This window comes from Planctomycetota bacterium, from assembly GCA_026387035.1.
GTDB lineage: Bacteria > Planctomycetota > Phycisphaerae > FEN-1346 > FEN-1346 > JAPLMM01.
The window spans coordinates 1-23118 of sequence record JAPLMM010000262.1 but is presented as its reverse complement, the minus strand read 5'-3'; the positions used below and the strand labels follow the sequence as shown (position 1 = coordinate 23118).

21 protein-coding genes and 1 tRNA gene are annotated in these 23118 nt (G+C 67.9%); 10 read left to right on the top strand and 12 right to left on the bottom strand.

Annotated elements, in window-relative coordinates; genetic code table 11:
* Positions 1 to 16: 16 nt before the first annotated feature.
* Positions 17 to 1414 (top strand): threonine synthase, encoded by a 1398-nt coding sequence (gene thrC, locus NTX40_10005; protein ID MCX5649410.1) that lies wholly within the window; start codon positions 17 to 19, stop codon positions 1412 to 1414.
* Positions 1415 to 1496: 82 nt separating this feature from the next.
* The gene (gene dapB / locus NTX40_10000) at positions 1497 to 2288 is read left to right on the top strand and encodes a 4-hydroxy-tetrahydrodipicolinate reductase (GenBank protein ID MCX5649409.1); all 792 of its coding nucleotides are present in this window, start codon (positions 1497 to 1499) and stop codon (positions 2286 to 2288) included.
* Between the two features lie 31 nt (positions 2289 to 2319).
* Here the strand turns inward: dapB and NTX40_09995 are convergent, their stop codons facing one another.
* The 10 genes from NTX40_09995 to NTX40_09950 all read right to left on the bottom strand — a co-directional run bounded on the left by NTX40_09995 (position 2320) and on the right by NTX40_09950 (position 11534).
* On the bottom strand, positions 2320 to 3711 hold the full coding sequence (locus NTX40_09995; GenBank protein ID MCX5649408.1) for a hypothetical protein: 1392 nt from the start codon (positions 3709 to 3711) through the stop codon (positions 2320 to 2322).
* Positions 3712 to 3746: 35 nt separating this feature from the next.
* Positions 3747 to 5297 (bottom strand): NCS2 family permease, encoded by a 1551-nt coding sequence (locus NTX40_09990; GenBank protein ID MCX5649407.1) that lies wholly within the window; start codon positions 5295 to 5297, stop codon positions 3747 to 3749.
* Between the two features lie 63 nt (positions 5298 to 5360).
* Positions 5361 to 5549: a ferredoxin gene (locus NTX40_09985; protein MCX5649406.1), complete on the bottom strand. Its 189-nt coding sequence runs from the start codon at positions 5547 to 5549 to the stop codon at positions 5361 to 5363.
* Between the two features lie 267 nt (positions 5550 to 5816).
* Complete coding sequence (locus tag NTX40_09980; GenBank protein ID MCX5649405.1) at positions 5817 to 6116, bottom strand: metalloregulator ArsR/SmtB family transcription factor; 300 nt, start codon at positions 6114 to 6116, stop codon at positions 5817 to 5819.
* Positions 6117 to 6451: 335 nt separating this feature from the next.
* A tRNA-Val gene (locus NTX40_09975) sits at positions 6452 to 6528 on the bottom strand.
* 75 nt (positions 6529 to 6603) lie between these two features.
* Positions 6604 to 7317 (bottom strand): dethiobiotin synthase, encoded by a 714-nt coding sequence (bioD, locus tag NTX40_09970; protein ID MCX5649404.1) that lies wholly within the window; start codon positions 7315 to 7317, stop codon positions 6604 to 6606.
* A complete protein-coding gene (gene bioA / locus NTX40_09965; GenBank protein ID MCX5649403.1) occupies positions 7314 to 8684 on the bottom strand; it encodes an adenosylmethionine--8-amino-7-oxononanoate transaminase in 1371 nt (456 codons plus the stop codon). Before bioA ends, bioD begins: the two co-directional genes overlap by 4 nt.
* Entirely contained in the window at positions 8681 to 9493 is an 813-nt protein-coding gene (locus NTX40_09960; GenBank protein ID MCX5649402.1) for an SAM-dependent chlorinase/fluorinase, read from the bottom strand. Before NTX40_09960 ends, bioA begins: the two co-directional genes overlap by 4 nt.
* Positions 9494 to 9826: 333 nt before the next feature.
* Positions 9827 to 10546, bottom strand: coding sequence for a nitroreductase family protein (locus NTX40_09955; protein MCX5649401.1), 720 nt, complete (start codon positions 10544 to 10546; stop codon positions 9827 to 9829).
* An 85-nt stretch (positions 10547 to 10631) separates the two neighbouring features.
* Positions 10632 to 11534 (bottom strand): sugar phosphate isomerase/epimerase, encoded by a 903-nt coding sequence (locus tag NTX40_09950; GenBank protein MCX5649400.1) that lies wholly within the window; start codon positions 11532 to 11534, stop codon positions 10632 to 10634.
* A 382-nt stretch (positions 11535 to 11916) separates the two neighbouring features.
* Between NTX40_09950 and NTX40_09945 the strand changes: the two genes are divergently transcribed.
* A complete protein-coding gene (locus NTX40_09945) occupies positions 11917 to 12558 on the top strand; it encodes a protein-L-isoaspartate(D-aspartate) O-methyltransferase (protein MCX5649399.1) in 642 nt (213 codons plus the stop codon).
* 34 nt (positions 12559 to 12592) lie between these two features.
* Here NTX40_09945 and ccsA read toward each other — a convergent pair whose 3' ends face one another.
* Together ccsA and NTX40_09935 are read right to left on the bottom strand one after the other, a co-directional pair.
* Positions 12593 to 13447 (bottom strand): cytochrome c biogenesis protein CcsA, encoded by an 855-nt coding sequence (gene ccsA / locus NTX40_09940; protein ID MCX5649398.1) that lies wholly within the window; start codon positions 13445 to 13447, stop codon positions 12593 to 12595.
* Positions 13422 to 14543, bottom strand: coding sequence for a cytochrome c biogenesis protein ResB (locus tag NTX40_09935; GenBank protein MCX5649397.1), 1122 nt, complete (start codon positions 14541 to 14543; stop codon positions 13422 to 13424). The genes ccsA and NTX40_09935 overlap by 26 nt, the downstream gene beginning before the upstream one ends.
* A gap of 175 nt (positions 14544 to 14718) precedes the next feature.
* On the opposite strand from NTX40_09935, the gene hemA reads away from it, so the two are divergent.
* The 7 genes from hemA to NTX40_09900 form a co-directional block, all read left to right on the top strand.
* Positions 14719 to 16137, top strand: coding sequence for a glutamyl-tRNA reductase (gene hemA / locus NTX40_09930; protein MCX5649396.1), 1419 nt, complete (start codon positions 14719 to 14721; stop codon positions 16135 to 16137).
* Entirely contained in the window at positions 16134 to 17660 is a 1527-nt protein-coding gene (gene cobA / locus NTX40_09925; GenBank protein ID MCX5649395.1) for a uroporphyrinogen-III C-methyltransferase, read from the top strand. The genes hemA and cobA overlap by 4 nt, the downstream gene beginning before the upstream one ends.
* On the top strand, positions 17657 to 18841 hold the full coding sequence (locus NTX40_09920) for a radical SAM protein (protein MCX5649394.1): 1185 nt from the start codon (positions 17657 to 17659) through the stop codon (positions 18839 to 18841). The genes cobA and NTX40_09920 overlap by 4 nt, the downstream gene beginning before the upstream one ends.
* Before the next feature lie 3 nt (positions 18842 to 18844).
* Positions 18845 to 19912, top strand: a complete 1068-nt coding sequence (locus tag NTX40_09915) for a radical SAM protein (GenBank protein MCX5649393.1) — start codon at positions 18845 to 18847, stop codon at positions 19910 to 19912.
* Between the two features lie 15 nt (positions 19913 to 19927).
* Positions 19928 to 20899 (top strand): AsnC family transcriptional regulator, encoded by a 972-nt coding sequence (locus NTX40_09910; protein MCX5649392.1) that lies wholly within the window; start codon positions 19928 to 19930, stop codon positions 20897 to 20899.
* Entirely contained in the window at positions 20896 to 21852 is a 957-nt protein-coding gene (locus NTX40_09905) for a zinc-binding dehydrogenase (GenBank protein MCX5649391.1), read from the top strand. Before NTX40_09910 ends, NTX40_09905 begins: the two co-directional genes overlap by 4 nt.
* 136 nt (positions 21853 to 21988) lie before the next feature.
* A partial coding sequence (locus tag NTX40_09900; GenBank protein MCX5649390.1) for a hypothetical protein occupies positions 21989 to 23118 on the top strand: 1130 nt, incomplete at its 3' end.

Sequence of the window (23118 nt, the reverse complement as noted above, 5' to 3'; positions counted from 1 at the left end):
GGAAAGGGTTACAACCATCAAAGTCCGGACCGACATTGCGCATCAGGCGTGCATCAAGCCGGCGTGCGGGGCGACGTTCGGCGTCGAGGAGCCGCTCTTCGAGTGCCCGAAGTGCGGGAACCTGCTGGACGTGCGGTACAACTGGTCGAAGGCCGCCCTGCCCCGGCGGCTGAAAGATTTCGAGGCGAAGTGGGCCGATCAGGCCGACCCGCTCGCGTTCTCGGGCGTCTGGCGGTTCCACGAACTCATTCCCTTTGCCGCGCGCGAGCACATCATCACGGTCGGCGAAGGGCGGACGATCCTTCAGCGGGCGGACCGCGTCGCGCCATACGTGGGCCTCGGGGCCGGCCGTCTCTTCCTCCAGTACGAAGGCCTGAACCCGTCCGGCAGTTTCAAAGACAACGGGATGACCGCGGCGTACAGCCACGCGCACCGCGTCGGGGCGAAGCGCGCGATCTGCGCCTCGACCGGCAACACGAGCGCGTCGGTCGCGCTCTATAGCGCCGTGGACGGACGGATCCCGGCCGTCGTCCTGGTCGGGAGCGGGAAGATCGCCTACGGCAAACTCGCCCAGGCGCTCGACTACGGCGTGCGGGTGCTCCAGGTCGAAGGCGATTTCGACGTGTGCATGCAGCGCGTCAAAGAGGTCGCAAGGGAACTTCAGATTTACCTCATGAATTCCCTGAACCCGTTCCGCCTCGAGGGGCAGAAGACGATCATGTATCGCATCCTCGAGGGCCTCGGATGGGAGGCGCCCGACTGGATCGTCGTCCCGGGTGGAAACCTCGGGAACTCGTCGGCCTTCGGCAAGGCGTTCAAGGAACTCCAGGAACTCGGCCTCATCAAGCGGCCGCCGCGGATAGCGGTCATTAACGCGGCGGGCGCCGACACGCTCTACCGTATCGTGAACGAGGAGAAGGTTTGCTGGAACGACGGCCGCGTGGACGAGGCTCGCATCGCGGCCTTCTACGAGCGGATGGAGGCCGAGAACCGCCGGGCGAAGACCCTCGCCTCGGCGATCGAGATCAATCGGCCGGTGAATCTCGCCAAGTGCCTGCGGGCGATCGAGTGGACGGACGGCATCGTGGAGACCGTGACGGACCAGGAAATCCTAGACTCCAAGGCCCAGGTGGGCGCGGGCGGATTCGGATGCGAGCCAGCCTCGGCCGCCAGCGTCGCCGGCGCACGGAAACTCCGGGCGGCCGGCGTCATCGGCGCGGGCGACCGCGTCGCCTGCGTCCTGACGGGCCACGCTCTGAAGGACCCGAACCTCACGGTGGCGTATCACAGTCTGGCCGACGAAGCGCTGCGCGAGAGGTACGGCGACTACGGCGTCCGGGCGGCGAAGCACGCGAACCGGCCGATCGTCGTGCCGGACGACCTCAAAAAAATCATCGAGGCCATTCAGGCCTGAGCCCGGATTTGCAATTTGAGATCTGAGATTTGAAATTCCCGATCTCAGATTCGCAGACGGCCACTTGCTCGGGAGGCAGGACATGATTCACGTGGTGGTTTCCGGCGCCGCGGGGCGGATGGGGCGGGCGCTCGTGCGGCTCATCCGGGAGGCGGACGACCTGGAACTCGTCGGCGCCCTCGAAGCGCCAGGCCATCCGTGCCTCGGGTCCGACGCGGGCGTGCTGGCCGGTGCGGGCGAAAGCGGCATCCGCGTTGCCGCAGACCTTCCGCGCGCGCTCGATGTCCTGGTGGACTTTTCGCTCCCCGAAGGCGCGGTCGAGCGCATCGCGGCGTGTGCGGAGCGCGGCACGGCAGCAGTGATCGGGACGACGGGGTTTTCGGATAAACAGCGGAAGCGGATTGCCGCGGCGTCGAAGCGGTGTGCGGTGGTCCTATCGCCGAACATGAGCGTCGGGGTGAACGTCCTTTTTCACGCGGCAGCGGACCTGGCGCGGACGCTCGGACCAGAGTACGACATTGAGATCGTCGAGGCCCATCACCGGTTCAAGAAAGATGCGCCGTCGGGGACGGCCCTGAAACTGGCGGAGGAGATCGCGAGGGCGACGGGGCGGGACCTGGCGGAGTCGGCCGTCCACGGCCGGGGCCCCGGCCATCCCCCGCGGCAGGCCGGCGAGATCGGCATCCACGCCATCCGCGGCGGCGACATCGTCGGCGAACACATCGTCTATTACACGAGCCTGGGAGAGCGGCTGGAACTGAACCACGTCGCCCACACGCGCGACACCTTCGCGCGGGGCGCGCTTCGGGCCGCCCGCTGGGTGGCCGACCGGGGACCGGGCCTCTACTCCATGGCCGACGTGCTGGGGCGGTGAGGGCCGCCGGCAGGGCGCTTAGGCCCCTTGTTCATTTGCCTTGAGCGGGCGCGCGGGCGTCGAAGAAGTCCATGAGCGGGTAGGCCTGCTGATTCAGTTCGCGCATCATTTTCAGAAGGTCCGGATAGGGCTCGTAGGTACTGGAGACGATGCCCTTGTTGGAATCGCGGTTCGAGGGGTCGGCGTGCGTGTTGGTCGGGTCGTTGTCCATGTACTTGAACCAGTGCCAGCCGACGCATCCGCTTTGGGCGAGCAGGCCGAGAGTGAAGTTCTGGTAGAATTGGCCGCGGTCCGCCTGAGTACGGACGGTCCAGCCGGCGCCGGAATTGTTCGGCAATCCGCTGTCCATCCCCTTGGCATACCACTCGGTAATGAGGAACGGTTTGCCGGACCAGCGGACCCAGTCGGCCATGCGTCGGTTGTCGGGCGTCCAGGCGCCGTAGTAATTGACGGAGAGGACGTCGGCAAATTTGCCGGCCGCGCGGAACACCGGTTCGCGCCCGAGATCGCTGCCGTGCAGCCGCGAGCCGAGAAAAAGGTGGTTGGGGTCGGCCTGGCGGATGGCGCGGCTGACGATGCGATAGTAGGTTTCAACGAGGTATTCGAGAAAGGCGTTGGGGTCCTTGGCTCCGGCGCGGGCGTCGAGCCACGCCTGGGCCGCCCGCCGGTTCGGGTCCGCGGCGTCCAGCCTGAGGAATCGCTCGATGGCATCCGACGGAAACGGCAATTCGTTGTCCGAGAAGTGGCCGAGGAGATAGGGGTCGTCTTTCAGGGGGGCGATCATCTTGCGGGCCCGTTCGTTGCAGAAGGTCTCGAACTCGGGCTCGAAGACGAGGATGCAGTCGTTCGTGAAGCCGACGTGGCCGGTGGCCTGTTGCGCCCTTCCGCGCTCTTTGGCGTAACTGCTCATGAAGTTCAGTTGGGTGGTATAAGGGAACATCAGGGGCTCGCTCTGGAACGCCTGCCAATCGGACCAGCAGCCGAGCGTGTTGAACCCATTCTGGGCGAGGAGGGCGGCGGTGGCTTGGGCCCATTGTTTGTCGGTTCCGAACCGCGCGCACAGAGCCGCCTTGCCGTTGTCCATCCCGTTCCGACTCACCGAGCAGCAGCCGACGCTGTAGAAAAGGCTTCCTGCGGGATCCACGAGCCACCACCGGCCGTCCACCTGGCGGGCGCGAAAGAAACCGGCTGCGGGGACTTTCCTGTCGGCCCTGCCGCCGAACGGGTTCAGGCGGACCGTCTTCGGCGGCACGAAGCCGGCGAGGTGCTCCAGGGTGACGGTTTTCTGGGGGGTCCACTTGGCGTCGGCGGTCTTGCGCTTGGCGTCGACCATGATGAAGCCGCCGTCCTCGGCGGCCGTCGCCGCCGTCGGCAGGACGACCAGCAAGCCGACGATCCAGACCAAAACCACTATCCGCATCATCCTTGTGGACCTTCCAGGCTGTACCGCACGGGCGCTCAGGATCCCGTCAAGAATGCCCGGGCGACGTACATGCCGACGAAGAGCGCCGCGAAGAGCGCCACGAGGCCGTGGATCTCGCGCGCCCGGCGCGTGACGAGTTTCAGAAGGACGTAACTGATGAACCCCCACGCGATGCCGTCCGTGATCGAGAAACTGAACTGCATCACGACGATCGTCAGAAAGGCCGGAATCGCCTCGTCGTAGTCCTCCCAGCGGATCTTTCGGACGCTGCCCATCATCATGACGCCGATCACGACAAGCACCGGCGCGATGACCGGATAGAACTTGATCTCGACCGGCGTGCCGGCGACAACCTGGCGGAGCGTTTCTCCGGTCTCGGCGTGAATGAAGTGCACGCCCATGCCGACCATCTCCACGAGGGGTGCGAAGACGAGGGCCAGAAGCAGCAGCACGCCGGTGACAATGGCCGCCAGACCCGTCCGCGCGCCCTCTTTCACCCCTGCGGCACTTTCAACGTAGGTCGTAATGGTGCTCGTGCCGACGATCGCGCCCATGACCGTTCCAGCGGCATCCGAGAAAAGGGCCCAGCGGGCGCGCGGGAGTTGGCCCTTTTCGTCCAGGAACCCCGCGCGCTCCGAAACGCCGATGAGCGTCCCGACCGTGTCGAACATATCCAGGAAGAAAAAGATGAAGATGACGAGGAGGACGTCGGCCAGCGAATGGTTCCTGAAAAGGTCGAGGGGCTTTCGGAAGACGGCGCCGAGGGTTTCGTGAGGCCAATGAGGCAGCGCGACGACGCGCCCGAGAAGCGACTCGCTCGGGCGCGGCTCGGCGAGGACGACACGGACCGCGCCGGGAGGCACCGGCACGGTGGCATCGACGGCGCCGCGCGTGATGCCGGCCCGCTCGAGGAACTGCCCCTCGGTGATGCACTCCAGGCCGTCGGGCTGATGGTAGGCGACCCGCCCCAGGACCACCGCGAGGATCGCCGTCGCGAGGATGCCGCCGAGGATGGCGCCGCGGAACTGGAGGGTCGTCAGGACGGCGGTGACGGCGATCCCCGCGAGCACGACGAGGACAACGGGGTTTGCCAGATCGCCCAGGCGGACGAGCACGGCCGGACTGTTCTGGACGATGTCGCCGTATTGAAGTCCGACGAAGGCGATCAAGAGACCGATGCCGACGGCGATGGCGTACTTGAGGCTCTCGGGGACGGCCTGCATGATCGCCTCGCGCAGGCCGACGAAACTCAAGCAAAGAAAAATCGCGCCGGCGATGAGGTTCGCCAGGAGCGCCTCCGGCCAGAGAAACCCGAAGCCCAGGGCGCTACAGACCATGAAGGCGAAGAAGAAGTTGTGACCCATGGCAGGGGCCAGCGCGAACGGATAGTTCGTCAGGATACCCATCAGGAAACAGGCCAGCGCAGAGCAGACGCACGTGGCGACGAAGACGTCGTTGCGGGGCATGCCGACGGCGGAAAGGACCGCCGGTTGGACGAAGAGGATGTAAGAGAGCGTCAGGAACGTGACCAGGCCGCCGCGGATTTCGGCCCCCACGGTGGTCCCGTGCTCACGAAGCCGGAACATGCTCCGAGCCTCCCTTCGTAAATCGCCGGTCCGGACGCCGCGCCGGCGTGAGCATCTCGGCCGCTATTTTTCGACGGCAATCGCCTCGGTGGGGCAGGCCTCCGCCGCCTCGCAGACCGCGTCCTCATGCTCGGCCGGGACCGGGTCGGCCTTGACAACGGCCGTGTCGCCCGGCATGTCGAACACGTCGGGACAGATATCGACACAAGCCCCGCACCCGACACAGAGTTCGGCATCGACTCGGGCTTTCATCGCAAGCCTCCTCTCGCTCTCGGCCGCCGGCCGGCGGCAGGATCACGCGGCGCCTTCTCATAGCACAAGGAGTCCGGCCAGTGCAAGAAAGAAGAAGGGAACGGGCAACTACCCGTTCCCTTGATCAGCCGCATGCGCGCCGCAGTCTCCGCGCTCGGCACCTCACGCGCGCCGAGACATGCCCGCGGAAATTCCGGCGCGCCGGAACCCGGCCAGGCAAAGAGGGACCTGCCGCCCTCAAAACCACGGGCGGCGGATGGCGCCCCCTTACTTCCTGGGCGTCAACTTGCCACAGGCCACGCCGAGCATCTTCAGCGCCGCCTTGTCCGCCGAATAGATGACGGACTTGCCCTTGCGGGTGCCGATCACGATCCGCCCCATGCGCAGCAGGCCGAGGTGATGGCTGACGGTGGGCTGCTTAAGGCCGAGCCCTTTGCACAGCGCGGTGACATTCTTGGGGCTCTGGGACAGCATTTTCAAGACGCCCAAGCGAGTGGGGTCCGAAAGAAGACTGAACCCGCGCGCCCACTCCTGCAACTGCGCTTTCCCAACGTTCTTCTTCGCCATGGATGCTTCCTTTCCCGTCCCCCCTGCCCATACGTCAAGTGGATGCCAAACCGGGCGCTCGCGCGCCGCAGCATTCGCCCCGAGAGGCCGACCCCCTCCCCGGATTGTCCTCAGGGTACATCCGAGGGTACGGCAACGATGGGAACCGCCCTTCTCTTCTCACCGGGTCCCACGTGGTGATGCTACCTTTAAATATACCATGGAAGCCAAGCATGTCAAGCAAGGAGTTTAGTGAAATTTTCCTCTTTTGCTCCAGCGAAGAAGCGTGAATCACTCGACCTCGCCCCAATGGAAAAACCCGCGGGTTCAGCCCCCCGCAGGCCCTGCACCACGCATGGTGGGCGATACTGGACTTGAACCAGTGACCTCCTGCGTGTCGAGCAGGCGCTCTAGCCGTCTGAGCTAATCGCCCACACTTCAACAAAGTCGATTCAATGATACGCCTCGGCGCGCCGGTGTCAAGCCCAAACGGTTTCGCCCGGCCGAATCACGCCAGCAGGCGGTTGAGGGGCAACTGGCGCACCGCGGCGAGTACGTCCGGCCCCACGACGCCCGCACGGAAATCCGTCGCCCGGTCTTCCGGCACAAGGCCGAGGACCCGAACGCCCGTGACGCGCCAAATCTCGTCGGGGCTGGTCATCTCCGCCAAGTCCGGCGACTCGTGGTTGTAGCGGTTGATGACGACGCCGGCCACCGCGAGGCCCCGAGCCCGCGCCGCCTCGATCACCAGGGCCGTATGGTTGATCGTCCCCAGCGTCGACCTCGCGACGACCAGGAGCGGCAAGCGGAATTCCTTCGCGAGGTCCGCCACGCTCATCGCCGGCGTCACGGGGCAAAGGATCCCGCCGATGCCCTCGACGAGGAGAATTTCGTGGGCGTCGCGGAGGCGCCGCCACGCCTCCCACATCGGCTCGAGATCCGTTTCGACGCCCGCCCGCGCCGCCGCCACCGTCGGCGCCAGGGGCGCCTCGAACCGGATCGGCGAAATCTCCTCGAGCGTCTCGGGGGCCTCGGCCGCCTTGGCGAGGAACTCAGCATCCTCGGAGACGAGGCCTTCGCGCCGGCGGACGCAGCCCGAGGCCACGGGTTTGAAGACGCCGACATCCCGCCCGCTCTCGCGAAGAACGATGGCCAGCGCCGCCGCGACGACGGTCTTCCCGACGCCCGTGTCGGTGCCCGTGATGAAGAATCCGCGATTCATTCGCCGGTGACCTCCGCGATGCCCTTCGAGACGCCCGCGACGAGCCGCCCCAGGCTCTCGTCCGAAATGCAGTAAGGCGGCATGAGGACGACGACGTCGCCGAGCGGACGCACCCACACGCCGTGACGACGCGCCGCCACGCAAGCCCGCCAAGCGCGGCGCTCCTCCGGCGGAAAGGGCTCGCGCGTCGCGCGGTCGGCCACCAGTTCGATGCCCGCCATGAGTCCCTTGCGGCGAACCTCGCCGACGTGCGCGCGTTCCGCCAGCCGCGACAGGCCCTCGGCCAACTGCCGGGCTAACTGGCCGATGCGATCCAGAACGCGGTCCTTCTCAAAGACGTCGAGGCTCGCCAGCCCGGCCGCGCACCCGAGCGCGTTGCCCGTGTACGTATGGCCATGATAGAACGTTCGGCCGGAGGCCGGCTCGCCGAGGAACGCCTCGTAAATTCTCTCAGTCGCGAGAGTGGCGGCGAGAGGCAGGTAGCCCCCGCTGATGCCTTTGCCGAGACACAACAGGTCCGGCTCGACGCCCTCGTGTTCACATGCGAAGAGCCGACCCGTCCGCCCGAACCCCGTCGCCACCTCATCACAAATGAGGAGAACGTCGTGCCGCCGGCAGGCGTCGGCCACGCGACGCAGATACCCCTCGGGATGGACGATGATGCCCGCGGCGCCCTGGACGCACGGTTCGAGGATGACGGCGGCCACTTCCCGGCCGCGCGCCTCGAGCAACTCCTCCATCCGCTCCGCGCACGCCATGCCGCAGCCTTCCGGCCCCAGGCCAAGCGGACAGCGGTAGCAATATGGCGAGGGCGCGTGGAGCGTCGGAAAGAGGAGCGGCCGGTAGGTCTCGTGAAACAGGTCGATTCCCCCGACGCTCACGGCCCCGAGCGTGTCGCCGTGGTAGCCGTGCATGAGGCTGACGAACGTCGTCTTCTCGGGCCGCGGGCGCTTGCACTGTCGCCAATACTGGAACGCCATCTTGAGGGCGACTTCGACGGCCGTCGCCCCGGAGTCGGAGTAGAAGACGCGCGACAGGCCTTTCGGCGCAAAAGCGACAAGGCGTTCGGCCAGTTCGATCGAGGGCGGCGAGGCGAGACCCAGAAGCGTCGAATGCGCGATCCGGTCAAGTTGGCGTCGGACGGCATCGTCGATCTCCCGCCGCCGATGGCCGTGCAGGTTGCACCACAGGCTCGAGATGCCGTCGATATAGCGGTTGCCGTCCGTGTCGATGATGAACTCGCGCTCGCCTCGCTCGATGACGACGGGGTCGCCCGCGACCCACTCGGCCATCTGGGTGAAGGGGTGCCAGAGGGAGGCCTTGTCGGCCCGGCGCAGGCGCTCGGAGCGGTCGCGCGGAAGGCTCATGGGGCCTCGAACCCGATGCGGACGGAGGTGCCAACGTCGGCCGCAAGACGCGAGGCAGCACTCTGGCGGTTGACGGCCACCTCGAGGAAGCCCGCGCTGCCGACGTAGGCGAGCAACATGCCGGCGGCGACGTCGCTGTAGGCCCGCGAGAGGCCGCGGATCACCGCCCCGCCGACGTAAACCACGATCCGGGCCAGTTCCGATTCGGTCAACTCGCCCGCGATGACGTTCGTCACCAGGTTGCCGAACGGATCCACGTAGAGCACCTCGCCCTTGACGGCCCCGGCCTCGCGGCGCGACGCGGGAACGTCGAGCCGCTGGATAGATTCGATCTCCGGCCCGAGGTTCTCAAGGGCCGCGCCGCACGCCAAAGCCGCGCCGACGGGAGCGAAAATGTCCCGCCCGTGGAATGTGCTTGACACGTCGGAGCGGAAGAGCGCGCGGTCCTCGACGCTGACGACGCGGGCGGCCGCGGCGCCCGTGCCTCGCCCGATTTTCCCGCCGAGGACGACCGTCAGAAGCCCATTGTCCGGGGCCAGATAGGTTTGTCCCGCCGATTCGGCCGCCAGTACCCGGCGCGCGGAGCCAACCTGAGGGTCCACAACGGCCACGTGAATCGTGCCTCCGGGAAAGGCCCGCACGGCACTGGCCAGCATGAACGCGGCCGTCCGCACGTCGTGCCGGGGCACCTCGTGCGAGAGGTCCACCAGCCTGGCCGAGGGGCACCGCTCCAGGATCACCCCTTTCATCTGGGCGGGGTAGGTGCTCGCAATGCCGAAATCCGTCAACAGCGTGATGATGCGGGACACGGGCGTCTCCTTTCGGTCGGCCAATTATCAAGCATCCCGCCGGCCAGGTCAAGCGGCACGCCGGTAAGCGCCTGAGTGCCTGCGTGCCTCCGTTGACAACAGCAGTCAGACCACTTCCCACAGGGGGAGAAGGCGGGAACAGAGAACCGGCAACCGGGAACCGAAAAACACGGGCACCTTCTCAGAGGGGCAAGAGGCGGGGGCGCCGGCATCAATGCAGGGGCTGCCCGGGCGGAGGCGGTAGTCGTCTGTGCCGTCGTCCACGAGCCGCGGGTCCGCGGCGAGGCCGTGCGCATCGCGGCGCGCTCTGGAGCGCCCCTGCGCCGGCCGGCGCTACGCCGGGTAACCCACGGTCTGGGCGTAGAGGACGCGCTGGTCGGGCCGCAGTTTCAACTCCGCAGCCAGGGCGGGCTTATTGCAGTTGTGGAACCAGGCGGCCAGGCCTTGCGAGGCGGCAAACAGGTACACGTTTCCGGCGATGAGGCCCGTGGCGACGCAGTAATAGGATTTCTGGATCTCCGGGTCTTTCAAGCCCGGCTCCTGGAATCTGGCCTTGCTGAACTTGGCGATGTCGGCGACGAAGATGAGATTCACCGGCGCCTTGGCCGCGCCGCCCCCGCGACCGTGGTCGGCAACCTTGGCGCGCAGGTCCCCGGCGACAACCGGCGCCAGGCGGTGAGGAACCGCCTCGTAGAGGTACACGCCTTCGGGCAGGATGACGTAAAGGTCGATTTCCTGGGAGTTGCTGGCCGATGCAGCGGTTCGACCCACCTGGCCGCCCCCCTTGTCGCGGTTCACGCCGAACGCCGACCAGAGAAGATTCGACAGCATCTGCGGGGGCAGCGCATCCGGCTTGATGCTGCGATTGGTCCTTCTTTCCTGGAGGGCCGCCAGGACGGACTTGCCGCCGTCGGTCTGGGGCTTCGGCAGCGCAATCGGTTGCAGGCCCTGCGCGGGACCGGGCGCCGTGCCGGCCTCCTCGGCCCTGGCGAACCCTGCGGCGGCCAGCACGGTAAGGACCGGCACGGTCTTTAAGAGTGTTCTGCGATTCATGTGATCCTCCGTTCTTCGTTTATTCCCCCCTGATTCGCAGGTAGCGAGGCCCGCCCTTGCGGCGAGCCGACCTGCGATGCGCGGGCTACTGCATCGCCCGGGCCGAGAGTTGCCGCCAGGCGGCCATCGAGCGGGCCAGGTTGTCCTTGGCGTCGCCCTTGACGCCGTAGCCTTGGAGGCCGATGGGCCCCCGGTAATTGACCGCCTGCAATTTCTTAAGCAGCGGCACCATGTCGAACGTGCCCTGGTCCAGCGTCTGAATCAGGCGGCCCCATCCGCCGCCGGGGGCCTTCGAGTCGGCCCCGTTGATGCTGACCATGAACAGGTGCGGGGCGGCCTCTTCCAGGAGCGTGGAAATCTTGTCCTCGTCGCCCACGGCCAGGCAGTGGCACAGGTTGAAGGTGACGCCGAAGTTCTTGCGGTCCACCTTCCTGGCCACGCGCACGGCGTCCTGCACCCGCTCGGTCCAGTTGCCCACGTGCGGATAGATGGCCACGCGGAGGCCCTGGGCGGCGGCCAGGTCGGCGATCTCCCGGAGGCCCTCCACGGCCGTCGCGTCGCCGTCGGCCGACGATTTCGGGTAGTCCTTGCTGCTGATGTGCAGCCAGATGAGCGTGTCGTGGCCCTTGAGGGCGGCCAGGGTGTCCTTGAGACGCGGGTCGAACTGGAGTTTGTCCTTGTCGAGCGTCACGCCGCAATAGATGGCGAAGATCTTGAGGCCCCGCTCCTTGGCCTGCCCGGCCGCCGCCTGAGAGGCCTTGGGGTCGCCCAGCGTCCAACTCAGGCCCGCGTAGCCGAGTTCCTTCACCAGGTCCAGGTCCTTGGTGTAGGTGTCCATGGCGTAGAAGGGATTGGGCATGGCGGCGGCCTCCTTCGCTTGCGCCGGCGCGGCGGACTCCTTTATCTCGGCCGTCGCGGCCAACCGCGCGGCCGTCACCAGTGCGCCGCCCAGGACGGCGGCCGCTGCTGCAAACAGTGTCCGGTTCATGTCGTGCCTCCGATTCATCGGGCCTTCGATTGGGACAAGGCCGCCTCCCGCCGCCTCGCGGCAAGCCGAGTATATACCGGCGGGGCATGCCGTGTCAAAAGCGGTTCGGCAGTCCCGATTCCGTCACTTGCCCCGGCCGGCCGCACGCACTATAGTGGGGTTGCGCGGGAAAGTTGCCAGGAAGGCGGGCGTCCGATGGACCAGCCGACGGGTGCGGATGTCGTCATCATCGGCAGCGGCGGGGCCTCAAGATCCGCGAAGTAAGCGTCGCGACGATTTACGGCGAAGCGAAGTCGAAGATCAATCCCGTGACGGAACCGCTGCGTTTCCTGCGGCTTGCGCTGCGCTATATAATAGGAATGGAGTGAGCGAGGAAAGCCGCATGGACCCGGCTGCGGGATGGCTCGACGCAATGGTGCGGACCCAACTGGCGAGCCGCGACATCCGCGACCCGCGCGTCCTGGAGGCGATGCGGCGAGTGGACCGGGCGGCCTTCGTGCCGGCCGACCAGAAAGTTCACGCCTACGAGGACCGGCCGCTGCCCATCGGCGCGGGCCAGACCATCAGCCAGCCCTACATGGTCGCCATCATGACCCAGAGCCTCGACCTCCGCGGGACGGAGCGGGTCCTGGAGATCGGGACGGGCTCGGGATACCAGACGGCGATCCTCGCGCTCCTGGCGGCCGAGGTCTATACCATCGAGGTCCACGCGATGCTGATCGCGCAGGCGCGCAGCACGCTGGAGCGGCTCGGCCACAGGAACGTCCGTTACCGCGCCGGCAACGGCCGGGCGGGCTGGCCCGAGGAAGCGCCGTTCGACCGCATTCTCTGTGCCGCGGCGGCGGAGGAAGTCCCGCAAGTCTGGCTCGAACAACTGGGCGACCCGGGCGTCCTGGTGACGCCGGTGGGCGCGTTCGGGGGGCAGATTCTCGCGCGGCTCGAGAAGCGCGGCGGGCAGGTGGACCGGATCGAGTTTTGTCCGTGCCGATTCGTCCCTCTCGTCGGCGGAGCGGACGAACCGTAGTGCTTCGCGTCGGGGCGCCTAAGCAGCCGGCGCGTTATGTGGCGTAGGAATGGAGGCCGGCGAAGAGGCGCGAGAGATTCGCCCACAAGAGCGTGATGAGGATGCACGCCGTGCCCGCCAGGACCAGGAGCGACCCCGCCACGGGCGACCGGGGGCCGCGAACCGCCCGGAAGTGCAGGTACGCCAGAAACACGAGCCACGAGACGAAGGACCAGAGTTCTTTCGGGTCCCAGTTCCAGTAGTCGCCCCAGGCGAGTTTGCCCCACCAGGCACCCAGCACCAGGCCGAGCGTCAGCAGCGGGAAACCAAAGCACACCATCGTGTACGTCGCCCGCTCGAGGGAGGCCGAGCCGCCGACCAAAGTCTTCCCGACACGCTCCGCCGGGCCACGAACCAGGCGCCCGAACGCCTGGACCGCCGCCTTGCCGAGAACAACGTAGGCCGCCAGGTACGTCGCAACGTGCGGGACGAACAGGGGACTCTGGAGCGCGGCCGGCAGGTGCTGGGGATCGGGGTTGAACACCATCGCCACCGGAAAGAGCACCACGGCCGCGAGAACGGCATCCGCCCACTCCGCCCCGACGCGAAGCGCCCGGCGGCAGAAGAGCGAGATCGGCAGCATCAGCGCGCCCATCGTCAGGAACACTTCGTAAAGGTTCTGGAGCGGCGCGTGCTGAACTTCCTGCCACCGGACGAGCCAGGCGGCCAGCGAGACGGCGAACCCCGCCGCATAGAGCGCCCATCCCGGAGCCCAAAGCACGCGCGGGGCTCTGCCTCCGGCGCGCCCCCGCCCGGCGAGCGCGCCCGCGACGAGCACGAGCGCGGACGCCACGTAGGCGCCCATCGCCACGAGGACCATCCAGTTAACGGGCGTCGGCCTGAACTCCATCGCTCCTCCGTCGCCTCAGGCCCGTCCAGGCGCGCTCGACCCAGAACCGCACGAACGCCCCCGCGACGAGCAGCACGAATCCCGCATAGACCGCGTAGAGCCCCGAATCCGAGCGGACCGAAAGGACCGTGTATTCTCCCCGCTCGTGATCGTAATCGTACTGGTAGAAATGGTACCCGCCCCAGCCGAGCGGATCGTTCACCTCAATCGTCTTCTCGGCCACCACCGCCCCGCCCTCCAGAACCGCCAGGTCGCTGAAGTAATCCTTCGGCATGCCCCGGGGCTGGACGAGCCAGAGATTCGGCGCGGCCTCCTTCGACAGATCTTCCGGCATAATCGGCGCGAGCGACAGACTCGCCCGATCCTCTCCTTCCGGCACGAGAATCCAACCGCGGAACTCCCGGTCGCGAACGGCGACCTCAACCTCCATGGCGGGCGTCCGACTCCGCGAATCCGGCGCCGCGCCTGCAATCTCCCCTGCCTCGCCGCGGACCGGCCGGGCGCCGGGCAAGTACCGGATCACACGGACGCGAAGCGCCGTCCGGCCGACGGAAACCTCCTCGCCTTCCTTCCACGCAATCGGCACCCAACCCATCTGGGGCGCGTGGCCCGGCGGCACCGGCATCCCGAACCACAATTCCCACGGCCCCTTGGCCGGGTAGTACTCGATCCGGAAATCCTTCAGGCCGACCCGGAACGGGAGTCGCCCGACCAACTCGCCCGTCGCGTCATCGGCCACCTCGTCGGTCGCGGTGCCCTCGGGGATCATCATGTAACCATGCGGAATTTTCTTCCGGCCGAGGAGTTTCTCTGCCACGGAGTGGCCCTTGTCAGAACCCCACATCGCCCCGACGAGAATGAGGATGCTGCCGACGTGCATCGCCACCAAGCCCGGCGACCGGAGGAGGCCCGTCCCGAAAAAGAAACAGGCGACCAGAAACGCCGCCAGCAGGATCCAGAAGACGGCGAGCGGTTCCGATGTGAACAGCGCGCGGGCGCCTTCGGCCCCCCGAAACGTCCCGACGACCGACAGCGCCGCGAGGGCGCCGACGGCCGCCAGCGTGACCCATAGCCCGATCGCACGCATCCGCCTCATCAGTTCCCTTTGCTGCCGAGCGAGGTGCTCATCCTACCAGAACGCGCCGGCCCTGGCCACAGGAAGATCGCCGAAACAGCCGGGTTTCGGGGCAAAGACGCCCTTTCTCCGGCCCTTCGCGCCGCCCCGCGGGTTTGTTATAATTGCGGCTTGCCTTCTAACGGGACGGCACGACATGCCAACGCGGAAACTTTCGGTCATCGGGCTGAACCACCAGACCGCCCCCGTGGCGGTGCGGGAAGCGTTCGCCCTCGGACCGGACCTGTCGCGGCGGCTCCTGAAGCGAATCCACGGCGAAGACGCCTTCGAAGAGGTCCTCGTCCTCGACACCTGCAACCGGACGGAGGTCTATTTCGTCACCGCGGATGCGAGCAACCCCCTCGCCTACCTCGTCGACCACATCGGCCGACTCAAGGGAACCGCCCCTTCCGCCGACCCGGCGCTTTTCTACCGCCATGACGGCCTCGCGGCCGTGGAGCACCTGTTCCGCGTGGCTGCATCGCTCGACTCGCAGATCGTCGGCGAGCACCAGATCCTCGGCCAAGTCAAGGCGGCCTACCGCCTGGCGGTCGAGGCCCACTCGGTCCGGTTCCTCCTCAACAAACTTCTGCACTGGGCGTTCCGCGTCGGCAAGCGCGTCCAGACGGAGACCGACCTTGGCCGGGGCTCCGCCGGCATCGCCCAGGCCGCCGTGGAACTCGCGCGGCGGCACCTCGGACGCCTGGAGGGAAAAACCATTCTCCTCGTCGGCGCCGGCCGAAACGCCGAACTCGCCGCACGCATTCTCCTCCGCGCGGGCGCCGGCCGGCTCGTCGTCGCCAACCGCACGGTCGAGCGCGCCCGCCGGTTGGCCGAGGGCCTGATGCGCCTGCCCAAGGGCAAGGAAATACCCGCGGACGAGACAGCCGACAACGCCGCCTGCCCTGCGCTCCTGCGCCAAGCAACTCCGGAAGCCGCCGCCTCAGAAGACGTCGGCGGCGCCGGGGAACCCTTGCGACCCGAGGCCGTCGGACTGGAAGAGATCCCGCGCCTCATCGGCAGCATGGATCTCGTGCTGGCATCCACCGCGTCGCCCGGGATTGTTCTGGACTACGAGACGTTGGCGGAACCGATCGCGGCGTCCGGCCGGCCGCTCGTCATCCTCGACATCGCCCTGCCGCGCGACGCGGATCCGCGCCTCGGCCACCTGCCGAACGTCCGGCTCTTCAACCTGGACGACCTGGAGCGCCTGGTCGAGGAAAACCTGGATCGCCGGCGCGCCGAAATCCCGCGGGCCGAGACGATCGTCGCCGAAGAGGTCCGCGCCTTCGACAAATGGGTCGGATCGCTTCAGGTCGCTCCGACCATCCGCCTCCTCCAGAAACGCCTCGAGCAGATTCAGCAGGACTTGGTCCGGCAATACGGCAGCCGGTTCAGCGATGCCGAGCAGCCGCAACTCGAACAATTCACGCAATCGCTCTGCGGGCGCCTCCTGCACGACCCGCTCACCTTCCTGCGCGGCCTGTCGGAAGAAGCGCCCTTGAGCGAAACCCTGGCCACCGTCGAGATCATTCGCCGAATGTTCGACCTCGACGCCCTGGAGCAAGACGAGTGAACCCCGGACGCGTCTATCTGGTGGGGGCCGGGCCCGGGGACCCGGGCCTCGTGACCCTGCGCGGCCTCGAATGCCTCCGCGCAGCCGACGCCGTCGTGTACGACCACCTCGTCTCCGAGCGGCTCCTGGACGAGGCGCCCGACGGCGCGGAGCGCATCTACGTCGGCAAGCAGGCCGGCCAACGCACGCTTTCGCAGGACGAGATCAACACCCTCCTCGTCGAGCGGGCCCGCGCGGGACGCTCCGTCGTCCGCCTCAAAGGGGGGGACCCGTTCGTGTTCGGGCGCGGCGGCGAAGAGGCCCTCGCCCTCGCCGACGCCGGCATCCCATTCGAGGTCGTCCCGGGCGTGACGGCCGGCGTCGCCGCAGCCGCCTACGCCGGCATCCCCGTCACGCACCGGGGCCTGGCGAGCGCCGTCGCGTTCGTCACGGGCCACGAAACGGACGACAAGGGCGAATCGGGCCTCGACTGGAATTCGCTCGCCCTCTGGAAAGGGACGCTCGTCTTCTACATGGGCGTCGCGAATCTCGCTTCCATTTGCGAGAACCTGATGGCGCACGGCCTGGCGGCGAACACGCACGCCGCCGTCGTCCGCTGGGGCACGACGCCCCGGCAGCGCGTCGTCGCCGGCACGGTCCAGACGCTCGCGGAGCGGGCGCGCGAGGCCGACCTCGCGCCGCCCGCCGTCATCGTCATCGGCGAAGTCGTTCTCTTGCGGGACCGCCTCGCGTGGTTCGAGCAGCGTCCGCTCTTCGGCCGGCGGATCGTCGTCACGCGCGCCCGGAGCCAGGCATCGGCCCTCGCGGGGCGCTTGGAGGCGCTCGGCGCGATGGTCGTCGAATCGCCCGCCATCCGGATCGAGCCGCCCGCCGACCCGGCCCCTTTGCGCCGCGCGATTGAAAACCGCGATGCGTTCGACTGGATCCTCTTCACGAGCGCGAACGGCGTCGAGGCGTTCTTCGGCGCCCTGGCCGACGCGGGGCTCGACGCCCGCGCGCTCGCGCGCCAGCGCATCGCCGCCATGGGCTCGGCGACGGCCGAGCGCCTCGCCGCGTTCGGCGTCCGCGCGAACCTCGTGCCGGCCACGTTCACGACCGAAGGGCTGGTCGAATCGCTCGCGGCACAGGCCAATCTCAAGGGCGCCCGCATCCTCTGCCCGCGTGCGGACATCGCCCCGAAGGAACTCGTGGAGCGCCTTGCGGCCTGCGGCGCGAACGTGACAGAGTTGACGGCCTACCGCACGGTGGCGAATAATGAGGGCGCGGAGACGATCGCCGCAATGCTCGCCCGCGACGAGGTCGACTGGCTCTCGTTCACCAGTTCGTCCACCGTGAAGAACTTCTTCTCGGCGATCCGGGTCGGTGCGGTCCGCGCGTCGCGCGCCCGGTCGGCCAGCATCGGGCCGAGCACCAGCGCGGCCCTCCGCGCCGTGGGCATCGAACCGGCAGCCGAGGCCGACCCGCACACGATCGACGGCCTGGTGGCTGCCATCGTCGCCGCCGAAGAAGCGGAACGCCGATGATCGGAATCTCAAGACTCTATTGCGGTGCCCGCGAACGCTCGGACGCCCTGCGCTACGGTGAGGGCGCCGCGCGCTCGACCAGCCGCATGCCCCGGCCCATTGTCGTCTGGAACTGCACGCGCGCGTGCAACCTGCGGTGCGTGCACTGCTACACGGCCTCCACCGGCCCCGCGGGCAAGAAGGAACTTTCGACCGACGCCGGGCTGGCAATGCTCGAGGACCTGGCCCGCTTCGGCGTCCCGGTGGTGCTCTTCTCGGGCGGCGAGCAGCTCATGCGACAGGACCTCTTTACGCTCATTCGCCGCGCAGCGGAACTCGGCATCCGGCCGGTCCTCTCGACGAACGGCACGCGCATCGACCGCCGCGTGGCCGAGCGGTTGCGGGAGGCGGGCACGCGGTACGTCGGCGTGTCGCTCGACGGCCTGCGCGAGACGAACGACGCGTTCCGCACCGTCGAGGGGGCGTTCGACCAGGCGCTGGCGGGCATCTGTCACTGCCGCGAAGCGGGGATCAAAGTGGGCCTGCGGTTCTCGATGACGCGCCGCAACGCCGCCGAGATCGGCGACGTCTTCGACCTCGTCCGCGACGAGGGCCTGCCGCGCGTCTGCTTCTACCATCTCGTCTACGCCGGCCGGGGAAATCTCCTGAGGCGCGAGGACCTCGACCACGAGGCGACGCGCCGGGCCGTGGACCTCATCATCGACCGGACGGCCGGTCTTTACGCGGTCGGCCACCGCGCGGAGGTTCTCACGGTGGACAACCACGCCGACGGACCGTACCTATACCTGAGGATGGCCCGCGAGAAGCACCCCGGGGCCGAGGAGACGCTCCGGCTGCTGCGGCAGAACGGCGGCAACGCGAGCGGATCGCGCATCGCCTCCATCGGATGGGACGGCGAGGTTTATCCCGACCAGTTCTGGCGTCACAAGTCGCTGGGAAACATTGCGGAACGGACGTTCGGCGAAATCTGGTCGGACGGCACGGACCCGCTTCTGGCCGCCCTGCGCCACCGCCGGGCGCATCTGAAGGGCCGATGCGCGCGGTGCCGGTTCCTCGACCTCTGCGGCGGGAACTTCCGGGCCCGGGCCGAGGCCGTCACCGGCGACCCCTGGGCGCCTGACCCGGCATGTTATCTGACGGACGACGAGATCGGCCTTACAGGCGAGGTCGGCGAGGAGTAACACGTGGATGGCACCGGACCTTCAAGCGGCCGCCCGAGGTTCACACCTCGTCTGATCGCGTGGGAACTGACGCGCGCGTGCCGGATGGCCTGTCGCCATTGCCGCGCCGCCGCCCGCCCGGTAGCCGACGCCGACGACCTCACGACGGACGAAGGTTACCGGCTGCTCGAGAACATCGCGTCGTTCTGCCAGCCGATCCTGATCCTGACGGGCGGGGAACCGCTCCTTCGCGGCGACGTGTTCGACTTGGCGAAGCGCGGCCGGGCGCTCGGCCTGCCGGTCGTCCTGGCGACATGCGGCATGGGCCTGGACGACGAAACGGCGCAGCGTCTCATGGACGCCGGCATCCGCCACATCTCCATCTCGCTGGACGGCGCGACGGCCAAATCGCACGACGCCATCCGCGGCGTTCCGGGCGCGTTCGACGCCGCGCTGCGGGGCATCGAGGCGGCCAAGCGGGCAGGCCTGTCGTTCCAGGTCAACACGACCGTCGCGCGGTACAACGTCGCGGAACTGCCGGCCATCCGCGACCTGGCCATTTGCCTGGGCGCGATCGTGTTCAACCCGTTCTTCCTGGTGCCGACCGGCCGGGGCCGCGAGATCGCCGACGAGGAACTCTCGGCCGAAGAGTACGAGGCAACGCTTCGGTGGCTCGCGGAGCAGCGCGGCAAGTCGGCAACGCAGATCCGCGTGACGTGCGCCCCGCAGTACCAGCGGATCCTTCGCGAGCGGCGCCGGGCGGGCGAGCCCGAGCCGCAGGGACAAGGGTGCATGGGCGGCAAGTCGTTCGCCTTCGTCGCACACAACGGCAAGGTCCAGATCTGCGGATTCCTGGACGTCGAGTGCGGGGACCTGAGGCGTGAAGGCTTCGACTTTCACAAGATATGGGAGACGTCCGAGGTCTTCCGGAAGGTGCGCGACGTGGGATCCTATCGGGAAAGTTGCGGCGAGTGCGAGTACGGCCCCGTATGCGGCGGATGCCGGGCCCGCGCTTACGCTATGACCGGCGATTACCTGTCGGAAGAACCGTTCTGCCTTTACCGGCCGAAACGCACCTCCGCGAAGGAGTGACGCCCGAGGACCGCGATGGACAGCGAAGACCAGCGGATTCTTTCGCTCCTTCAGACGGAGTTTCCGGTCGCGGCACGGCCGTTCGACGTGCTGGCCGAGAGACTCGGTATGGAGCCGGAGGACTTTCTTGCGCGCATCCGGCGTCTGGCGGAGGCCGGCGTCATCCGGCGCGTCGGCCCGGTCTTCGACTCGCGGCGACTGGGCTACACCTCGACGCTGGCGGCATCGCGCGTGCCGGCCGAACGATTGGCGGAAGTCGCGGAGCGCGTCAGCCGGCTTCCCGGCGTGACGCACAACTACGAGCGCCGGGGCGACTACAACCTCTGGTTCACCCTGACGGCGCAATCGGAAAGGGAAATCGCGGAGACGCTGGACGCCCTGCGCCGGGAGACGGGCATCGTGTTTTACAGCCTGCCCGCGCTGGCTGCGTACAAGATCCGCGCCGTGTTCGGTGCAGACGAGGCGACGTCCGGAGTTCTGCCGCGAAAGGAATCACCCTCCCCAGAACTTGACGACAAGCAGAGGCAACTTGTGCGGACGCTCGGGGATGGCATCGCGATTGAGGCGGAGCCTTTCGCCTCCGTAGCGAAGCGCGTCGGCCGAACGGTCGAAGAGGTCCTTTCACAAATCCGCGCGTGGATGGAAGAAGGGGTTATTCGCCGGTTTGGAGCGGTCGTCGCCCATCGCCGCGTCGGATACCGAGCGAACGGCATGGCGGTTTTCAACCTGCCGGCGGACCGCGTGGATGAGGCCGGCCGCGCCTTGGCGGAGCGGCCCGAGATCACCCACTGCTACCGCCGCCCGCCGATTCCCGATTTCCCGTACACGCTCTACGCGATGATCCATGGCCAAAGCGAGGAAGCCGTCCGCGCTCTCGCGGACCGGCTGGCGCAGGAAATCGGCGCCGCCAATCATGCCCTCCTCTTCTCCACGACCGAGTTCAAGAAGTCGCCCATGCGCTATTTTGAGCCGGAGGACCGGCCATGAGGATTCGTGAAGTGCGGCTGACGGGGCCGAGGCGGATGAAAATCGCCGAGCGCAATCTGGAGATTGGGCCGGGCTACGCGATCGTCGAAATCGCCGCCTGCGGATACTGCATGACCGACGTCCACGTGTACCTGGGTCACGACCCCGACCGGACGTTGCCGGTGGTCCTGGGGCACGAGGCATCGGGCATCGTCGTCGAGACGAACCCGCCGGACGAGCGGATCCGGCCGGGGATGCGCGTGACGGGCGGATTCGAATACTGTTTCGCCACCCACGCGGCCGCGCCGACCGACCGGCTGATTCCCGTGCCGGACGACGTGCCGATGGAGCACGCGCTCGGCGAGCCGATCGCCTGCGTCGTCAACGTCGCGCGGGCGGCCAACCCGGAGCCGGGCGACGACGTCGTCCTCATCGGGTGCGGCGCGATGGGCCTGATGACGCTGACGTGTCTGGCCCGGAGCGCGGCGGCGAGCATCACGGCGGTGGACATCCGGGCGGACCGGCTCGCCCTGGCGCGCGAACTCGGCGCGACGCGAACGATCAACGCCAAAGAGACGGACGCGTGGCGGACCATCATGAACCAGACGCGCGGCAAGGGGGCCGAGGTCGTCATCGAGTTCTCCGGCAGCCCGGCGGGGTTCGACCTGGCGGCCAACGTGGTCCGCTACACGCGCGCCAAATTGCTCGTCCCCGCGAGCCACATGAAGCCCGCCACCTACGACCTCTGGCCGCTCGCCCTCAATGGGACGCAGGTAATCTTCGCCCATCCGGCCTGGTCGCTGGACTTCGACGAGGACATGCGGCGGGGTCTCCAGATGCTCCGGCATGGCCTGTTTGCGATGGACCGTATCCTGACGCACCGGTTCACGCTCGAGGAGGCGGCCAAGGGGATGGAGATGGCCGTCACGGGGACCGACGGGTACATCAAGGGCCTCCTTGTGCCAAACGCCTGACTGCGGGCTGACCCTCGCGTCTAGATGCCTGGTCGGTGAATCTTCGCTTGATTTCCCGGGTCCGTTCGCACAGAATCCCCGGAACCATTTCTGCCCGGACGGATTAGGACACGCAACAGACCTCCGGGGAACCCGGATGCGGCTGAAGCGGAAAGGCGGCTACAACGTCCCGCTGGCGGGGCGACCCGCGGGCGAGATCCGCGCGCCGGCGGAGGCCGACACGCTCTGGCTGCCGCTCGGGAGCCGGCGGTTCTCCTTCACGCAGTTGGCTGTCGGAAACGGGGAGGCGGTCAAGACGGGCCATGTCCTCGCCACGGACCCTGCGAACTTCGACGTGCCTCTGCTCGCGCCCCGCGCCGGGACGGTGCGGCTGGGGGCGGTCAAGGGCCACCTGGTCCTTGAGAACGCGCGGCGGGGACCGGCGGAAACGCATCCGGTCCACGGCGACGGGGACGCGAAGCGCCGCGCGCTGGTGCGTCTCGGCGCCTGGCCGTTTTTCGAAGACGCGCACACAGGCCGGTTGCCGGACCCCTTCGTCGCGCCGCGCGCAGTCATCGTTTCGACGGTGCGGCTCGAGCCGTTCCTCGCGCGCGGCGACGCGCAACTGGCCGGCCGACTGGACGCTTTCGCGCGGGGTCTGGAACACCTCCAGTCGCTCCTCGAGTACCAGCCCATGTACCTCGTGGTGCCGGACGTCGAAACCGAATTGGCGGAGACGCTTCACGAGAACCTTCGAGGCCTGGCGTGGCTTCAGATCGTGACGATTCCGCGGCGCTACCCGATGGACCACTTCGCCCTGGTCGCCCGCGGGCTCGGCCTGAAGGCAGGTGGGGACGGCCCAGTCTGGGCGGTGCGGACGGAAGGCGTGCTGGCGGCGGACCGCGCGCTTTCGGAATCGTGCCCCGTGACGGAACGAGTCATTTCGCTGGGCGGCCCGGCGGTCGGCCAGCCGGTGCATCTCTCGCTTCCGGTCGGATACCCGCTCGAGAAGATCCTCCTGGGCGCGATCGTCGAGGGCCTGCCGCGCGTGCTCACCGGCGGCGCCCTGACGGGCGAAGCGCTCGACCACACGCAGAAGGGGCTGGACGTGGAATGTGCGGGCCTGACGGTGTTGGCGGAGCCGAAGCGGCGGGAACCCTTCGGTTGGCTGCGGCCGGGATGGAACCGGGCGTCGTACAGCCGGTGTTACCTGAGCGCGCTTCACCGCCCGCAGCCGGAGCGCCTGACGACGGCGATGCGGGGCGAGAAGCGGGCGTGCATTGCGTG

Coding starts and splice junctions, on each gene's coding strand:
- NTX40_09990 (MCX5649407.1), bottom strand. CDS start 5,297: ATGTTCCGGCTTCGTGAGCACGGGACCACCGTGGGGGCCGAAATCCGC.
- bioA (MCX5649403.1), bottom strand. CDS start 8,684: ATGAGCCTTCCGCGCGACCGCTCCGAGCGCCTGCGCCGGGCCGACAAG.
- NTX40_09935 (MCX5649397.1), bottom strand. CDS start 14,543: ATGAGGCGGATGCGTGCGATCGGGCTATGGGTCACGCTGGCGGCCGTC.
- bioD (MCX5649404.1), bottom strand. CDS start 7,317: ATGAATCGCGGATTCTTCATCACGGGCACCGACACGGGCGTCGGGAAG.
- NTX40_09910 (MCX5649392.1), top strand. CDS start 19,928: ATGGACAGCGAAGACCAGCGGATTCTTTCGCTCCTTCAGACGGAGTTT.
- NTX40_09920 (MCX5649394.1), top strand. CDS start 17,657: ATGATCGGAATCTCAAGACTCTATTGCGGTGCCCGCGAACGCTCGGAC.
- hemA (MCX5649396.1), top strand. CDS start 14,719: ATGCCAACGCGGAAACTTTCGGTCATCGGGCTGAACCACCAGACCGCC.
- NTX40_09905 (MCX5649391.1), top strand. CDS start 20,896: ATGAGGATTCGTGAAGTGCGGCTGACGGGGCCGAGGCGGATGAAAATC.
- NTX40_09950 (MCX5649400.1), bottom strand. CDS start 11,534: ATGAACCGGACACTGTTTGCAGCAGCGGCCGCCGTCCTGGGCGGCGCA.
- NTX40_09985 (MCX5649406.1), bottom strand. CDS start 5,549: ATGAAAGCCCGAGTCGATGCCGAACTCTGTGTCGGGTGCGGGGCTTGT.
- ccsA (MCX5649398.1), bottom strand. CDS start 13,447: ATGGAGTTCAGGCCGACGCCCGTTAACTGGATGGTCCTCGTGGCGATG.
- NTX40_09980 (MCX5649405.1), bottom strand. CDS start 6,116: ATGGCGAAGAAGAACGTTGGGAAAGCGCAGTTGCAGGAGTGGGCGCGC.
- NTX40_09945 (MCX5649399.1), top strand. CDS start 11,917: ATGGACCCGGCTGCGGGATGGCTCGACGCAATGGTGCGGACCCAACTG.
- NTX40_09995 (MCX5649408.1), bottom strand. CDS start 3,711: ATGATGCGGATAGTGGTTTTGGTCTGGATCGTCGGCTTGCTGGTCGTC.
- NTX40_09955 (MCX5649401.1), bottom strand. CDS start 10,546: ATGAATCGCAGAACACTCTTAAAGACCGTGCCGGTCCTTACCGTGCTG.
- dapB (MCX5649409.1), top strand. CDS start 1,497: ATGATTCACGTGGTGGTTTCCGGCGCCGCGGGGCGGATGGGGCGGGCG.